At 63.5% G+C, this 6,510-nt stretch carries 4 protein-coding genes; 3 read left to right on the top strand and 1 reads right to left on the bottom strand.

The window, feature by feature from the left end:
- Positions 1 to 800 (top strand): ATP-binding cassette domain-containing protein (locus tag AC1D1X_RS12700; protein WP_477698391.1); only part of this gene is annotated, 800 nt, incomplete at its 5' end.
- A 139-nt stretch (positions 801 to 939) separates the two neighbouring features.
- Positions 940 to 2,637, top strand: coding sequence for a phospholipase D-like domain-containing protein (locus AC1D1X_RS12695; RefSeq protein ID WP_477698390.1), 1,698 nt, complete (start codon positions 940 to 942; stop codon positions 2,635 to 2,637).
- A gap of 20 nt (positions 2,638 to 2,657) precedes the next feature.
- On the opposite strand, the gene AC1D1X_RS12690 is transcribed toward AC1D1X_RS12695, so the two are convergent.
- Positions 2,658 to 4,265, bottom strand: a complete 1,608-nt coding sequence (locus tag AC1D1X_RS12690; RefSeq protein ID WP_477698389.1) for a B12-binding domain-containing radical SAM protein — start codon at positions 4,263 to 4,265, stop codon at positions 2,658 to 2,660.
- A 146-nt stretch (positions 4,266 to 4,411) separates the two neighbouring features.
- Between AC1D1X_RS12690 and AC1D1X_RS12685 the strand changes: the two genes are divergently transcribed.
- Positions 4,412 to 6,510 (top strand): protein-disulfide reductase DsbD family protein (locus tag AC1D1X_RS12685; protein WP_477698388.1); only part of this gene is annotated, 2,099 nt, incomplete at its 3' end.

The raw sequence follows: 6,510 nt of genomic DNA, 5'->3' as shown, positions 1-6,510 counted from the left end.
GTGCCAACCTGCAGGTCGCGTACTTTGACCAGATGCGCGACAGCCTGGACCTGGACGCCACGCTGGAAGACTTCATCAGCCCCGGCAGCGAGTGGGTCGAAATCAACGGCCAGAAGAAACACGTCAAGAGTTATTTGACGGACTTCCTGTTCTCGCCCCAGCGCGCGAACTCGCCCGTGCGCACCCTGTCAGGCGGCGAGCGCAACCGCCTGCTGCTGGCGCGCCTGTTTGCCCGGCCGGCCAACGTGCTGGTGCTGGACGAGCCGACCAACGACCTGGACATCGACACGCTCGAATTGCTGGAAGACCTGTTGCAAAACTACGAAGGCACGGTGTTCCTGGTCAGCCACGACAGGCGCTTCCTCGACAACGTGGTCACCAGCACCATTGCCTATGAGGGCACGCCCGAGAACCCCGGCTTCTGGCGTGAGTACGAAGGCGGCGTGACGGACTGGATCACGCAATCCAAACGCGCAGCGCAGATCACCGGTGCCAACAAGCCCGCCAGCAGCCCCGCCGGCACCAAAACTTCAAGCAAAACAAGCCCGCAGCCCAATAAGGACGAGCGCGAGCCGCTATCAAAAAAGAAGCTGAGCTACAAGGAGCAGCGCGAGCTCGACGGCCTGCCGGCGCTGATCCAGCAATTGGAGTCGCAGCAAAAAGCCATCGAGCAGGAGCTCTATGACGGCACGCTCTACACCACGAATGCCAAACGGGCGGCGGAACTCAACGCGCGCAACAGCAAGATCGAGGAAGAGCTGATGGCGGCGCTGCAGCGCTGGGAAACCTTGTCGTCATAACCGTGCCCGCTGGCCCCCTGCATGCGGCCCGGCTACAGCCCTGAAGCGCAGTCAAGCCGGGCGCCTACAAGAAGAATAGGTGCGAACGCAGGGCCCGGCGGCACCAAATACATCTCCTTACGCTAAAGTGGCCTGCACCATGCAGACCACTTTCAGTACCCTTTCCGGCACCCGCTTGATCCCGCATACAGGCTGGCGCGCGTTGCGGGGGCTGGCCATGGCCTTCGCCGCTCTTTGGTTAGGGGGCTGTGCCTCGCTGCCCAGCGAGGTTGACCGCCCGGTCTCCACCGCCCTGGCCAACCCGGCTGAAACGCGCCTGGGCAGCCTGGTGGCCGCCCGTGCGGCCAAGGCGGGAACACGCAACGACTCGGGGTTCGCGCTGGTGGGTGACGCCGAGCTGGCTTTCACCAGCCGCATGACGCTGATCAAGGCAGCGCAAAAGACACTGGATATCCAGTACTACGCGATCTTTGCCGACGAAACCACCGAACGCATGTTTGACGCGCTGCGCGAAGCAGCGGGCCGCGGCGTGCGCATCCGCATCCTGCTGGACGACTTCAACACCTCGGGAAAAAACGCGCAGGTGCTGAAGCTGGCGTTTGAAAAAAACATCGAGCTGCGCCTCTTCAACCCCCTGCCGGGCGGCCGTGGCTCGCTGATGTTCCGAATCCTGGGCAACCTCAAGGACACGGCGCGCATGCAGCGGCGCATGCACAACAAGATTTTTGTGGCGGACAACGCCGTGGCCATTACCGGCGGACGCAACCTGGGCGAAACCTACTTCGGCCAGAGCACCGGCACCAACTTTGTCGACATCGACGTGCTGGCAGCGGGCCGCATCGCGCAAGATCTGTCGCGCAGCTTTGACCAGTACTGGAACAACCCGCTGGCCTACCCGGTGCAGTCGCTGATGACCGAAAAGGAAATCGACGCACTCAAGCGCAAGCCGCAGGCCCCGGAAAACCTTTCTTCTCCCGCAGGCACAGCACAGGCCGCTACCCTCCAGGCTGGTGACGGCGCGGTACCCCCCTCAACCCGGCCGGAACGGGTGACCTCTCCATTGCCGACGCTGCCGGATTCGACCGACCTGCGGCTCTTAACCTGGACCTGGGCGCCCTCGGCGCTGCTGGTGGACAAGGCGTCCAAGATCGCCGCCGACGCCGACACCACTGAAGAATCGCAGGACACTACGGTCGACGGGCTGCTTCAACTGATGTCGCAGGCCAAAAACAACCTGCTGATCGTTTCGCCTTACTTCGTGCCCGGCGAACGCATGATGAAGCAGTTTGCCGACCTCCGGCAACGCGGCATTCGTGTGCGGGTGCTCACCAACTCACTGGCATCCAACGACGCGCCGGCTGCCCACGTCGGTTACGCCCGCTACCGCAAGGCCTTGCTGGAGATGGGCATCGAGATTTACGAAATGCGCGYCGAGCAGGAAGGCTCTTTCAGCAGCTTCGGCTCGGCAGCGATCGCGGGGGGATCCACGGGCGGTTCCACCGGCGGCTCACGTGCCAGCCTGCATTCCAAGGTCGTCGTCATGGACGACCGCCTGCTGGTCGTGGGCTCCATGAACCTGGACCTGCGCTCGCAGCTGCAAAACAGCGAAGTGGCCATAGTCATCCGCAACCGAGCCATCTCCGCCGAGGCCACGCGGCTGATCGAGCCCACGCTGGCTTCCGGCGCCTACCGTGTCGAGCTGGAAAACGGTCGGCTGGTCTGGCGTGCGCCGCAAGGTTCGCCACTGAAAGACTCCATGATCGAGCCCGACGCGAGTTGGGGACTGCAACTGATGCTCAAGCTGATCGGGCCCTTTGCACCGGACGAAATGCTTTAAAGACAGGGCCTTTGGCCCCGTCAAGCCGCTGCAGCAGCTTTCTGAATAGCTTCCCGGTGGGCGCCCACCTCGTCCTGAAGACCGGATTGTTGGCTCACATGGCGCCCTTGCCGCGCTGCGCCTTGTCGGCTGGAACGCACGGGTGCAACCGGCTTGGCGGCACCCAGCAAATCGGCCAGGCAATGGGGACGGCCACGTGCGCCGCTGGCCAGATAGTCGGCCAGCAGGGCGCCGCGCACATCTGCGCCGGCCAAACCCCGCACCGATGTGAGGTGCTCAAACAGCAAATCCACCAGTTTCTCAGGTGCGAACTCATGGGTTTTACCGGTGCTGGCCCAGAGCCAGTCGCTGAAATGCAGAAAATGGCCGAACGCCGAGCCGGGGGCCAGCAGCAGCCGGAGCCCCCGCGCAAAACGCCCTGAGTTGGCCAGCATTTCCCAGTACCGCGCAAAACGGTTGATGCGTTGCATGGTGACAAAGTCAATCGTGGAGTTCTGCAGAATCGTGTACGGCGTCTGCGGGTCATACGCCATGGCGAACTCCGCCGTGTGCCGGGTGATGGGTGTGCCGCGCAGGCGCTTGAGGATGCCGAACTGGATTTCATGCGGCGCCAGTTCATGCAGGCGATCAAAACCCTCGGCGAAGCTCTCCAGCGTCTCGCCGGGCAAACCGAAGATCAGGTCTGCGTGCACATGGGCCTGGCTTTCGTTCACCAGCCAGCGCAGGTTGTTCGCGGTCCTGGCGTTGTCCTGCTTGCGCGAAATGCGCTGCTGCACCTCGGGGTTGAAGCTCTGGATGCCGACCTCAAACTGAAGCGAACCTGCCGGGAACTGTGCAATCAGCACTTTGAGCCGGTCGGGCAGGCTGTCGGGCACCACTTCAAAATGCACAAACAGGTCAGGCGCCATCCGGTCCAGGAAAAACTGCAGGATGCGCACCGAGTTCTCGACCTTCAGGTTGAACGTGCGGTCCACAAACTTGAAGTTGCGTGCGCCGCGCTGGTAGAGCGCGCCCATCTCGGCCATGAACGCGTCCAGGTCAAAAGCCCAGGCGGTTTTATCGAGGGAACTCAGGCAGAACTCGCACTTGAAGGGGCAGCCGCGCGAGGCTTCGACATACAGCAACCGTTTGGCCAGGTCTTCGTCGGTGTATTCGCCGTAAGGCAAGGCCAGCGCCTCCAGTGCCGGCTGCTCCCCTGCAACGACCTTCATCAGCGGTTGCGGGCCATCGAGCAAGGCACGGCAGAGCTTGGGAAAACTCACATCGCCCCAGCCGGTGACCACATGGTCGGCCAGGCGGCAAATTTCCTGTTCGCCCGTCTCGTAACTGACCTCGGGGCCGCCCAGCACCACCTTGATGCCGGGCCTCAGGGTTTTGAGCAGGCGCACGACCTGGGTGGTTTCCACCACGTTCCATATATAGATGCCGAGGCCGATGACTTCAGGATCGAGCGCCAGCAACTCCTCGACGATCTGCATGGGCCGTTGCTGGATCACAAATTCGCGCAGCAACGTTTGCGCACGAAGGCCGGGGCCGCCATGCAGGTCCATATTGGCCAGCAGGTACCGCAGGCCCAGCGAAGCGTGGRTGTACTTCGCGTTGAGGGTGGCGAGGACAATGCGCGGCATGCCCCTATTATCTGGGCTGACTCTGAAAACGGCTGTAATAAGGCAGCGTGAAAATCGACTAACCATCATCGAGCGATGCCCGCACGCTGTCTTGCCCCCTGGCCTTCCAGGAACTAATCTCTGCGCCACCCGCTCACACTTGCACAATGAATGCCCTGCGTTTTCCGTTTGCCAAGCTAGCCGCTACATTTTTGATAGCTGCTTGCGCAATCCCCGTGCCCGCCAGCGCTCAAAAAGCCTTTAGCGACATTCTGGGCAAGGGCACCCCGGGCACAACCGGTGCGGTGGTCACAACGGAGCAGGTCAGTGCCGAACTGCTGGCCTGGGCGCCGGAAGGCGTGGAGCCCGGCAAGCCGGTCTGGGTGGGGCTGCGGCTCACGCACCAGCCCGAATGGCATACCTACTGGAAAAACTCCGGTGACTCCGGGCTGCCGACGCAGCTCGACTGGCAACTGCCCGCCGGCATTACTGCAGGCGATATCGCCTGGCCGACGCCCAAAAAAATCCCGATTGGCACGCTGGCCAACTACGGCTATGAAAAGGCGGTGCTGCTGCCCGTGCCTTTGACCGTGGCGCCCGGTTTCGCCGCCAGGCAGCTGGACGTCAAACTCAAGGCGTCCTGGCTGGTGTGCCGCAAGGAATGCATTCCGCAAGAGGGCGACTTTTCACTGAGCATCCCGGTGCGAAGCTCGACCGCGGCCAGCGGCCAACTGTTTCAGGACACGTTCGCTGCCACGCCCAAAGCACTGGCGGCCGGCGCCAGCCAGGTGGCCGTCGAAGGCAAGGCGATCAGCATTTCCCTGGCCGGCTTGCCCGCCGCCCTGCAAGGAAAAACACTGGCGCTGTACCCCGAAACCGGTAGCGTGATCGAGCCCGCCGCCCCCTGGCAACAGGCTTGGCAAGGCGCGGTGTGGACGGCACAGGTGCCCCTGTCGGGCCAGCGCACCGAGAGCCCGGCCAGCATGCCGCTGGTGGTGGCCCTGGAGAACACTGCCTATCGCATTGACGCGCCGGTCAAAGGCCCCTGGCCTGCGCCAGCGGCTGCCACCGTCGTGCCGCCCGCACTTGAAGCGGCCTTGCGCGCCAACGCGTCGGCCGGTGCGGCCCCCGTGCAAACCAGCGCCCCACCGGTCGGACTCATCGCCGCCATGCTGGGCGCATTGCTCGGCGGGCTGATCCTCAACCTCATGCCCTGTGTGTTTCCGGTGCTGGCCATCAAGGTGGTGGGTTTTGTGCAGGTGAAGGACCAGGCCACGCGCCTGACCACCGGYCTGGCTTACACCGTGGGCGTGGTGGTGTCTTTCCTGGCGCTGGGTGCGCTGCTGCTGGGTTTGCGCGCAGCGGGTGAGCAGCTCGGCTGGGGCTTTCAGCTGCAAAACCCGGCGGTAGTGGCGCTGCTGGCGGCACTGTTCACCTTGCTGGGGTTGAACCTGGCGGGCCTGTTTGAATTCGGCAATGTCCTGCCGGGCCGGCTTGCGGGCTGGCAGGCGAAAAACCCCACCGTCAACGCATTTTTGTCGGGTGTGCTGGCCACCGCCATTGCATCGCCCTGCACCGCTCCTTTCATGGGCGCCTCGCTGGGCTATGCGGTGGGTCTCCCTGCACTTGAAGCGCTCGCGATTTTCGCGGCCATCGGTATGGGTATGGCATCGCCTTATCTGGCGGCGAGCGCCATACCGGCCGTGGCAAGAATGCTGCCGCGTCCCGGCCCCTGGATGGTGACCTTCAAGCAGCTGATGGCTTTCCCGATGTTTGCCACGGTCGCCTGGCTGGTCTGGGTACTGGGCCAGCAAAGCGGCATCGACGGCGCGGGTGCACTACTGGCCTTGCTGGTGTTGATGGCACTGGCGATCTGGGCCTTTACCCTGCGCGGCACGGCACGTACGCTCTTGGCAACCTTTTCCGTGGCGTTGGGCGCGTTGGGGCTGTGGGCCATTGGCCCGAACATCACCAGACCCGCGGCCTTGGTGTCGGCAACACCGACAGCAGGCGGTTGGCAGGCCTGGGAGCCGGGCCGGGTTGACCAGCTCACCGCGCAAGGGCAAAGTGTGTTCGTGGATTTCACCGCCGCCTGGTGCGTGACCTGCCAGTACAACAAAAAGACCACCCTCTCGAATGCGTCGGTACTGGCCGACATCGAAACGAAGAACGTGGCGCTGTTGCGTGCCGACTGGACGCGGCGCGACCCGGCAGTGACAGCGGCACTGAAGCAACTGGGCCGCAATGGCGTGCCGGTGTATGTGAT

Source organism: Polaromonas sp. P1_G4 (genome assembly GCF_056405475.1).
This window is presented reverse-complemented; position numbering and strand designations above follow the sequence as displayed.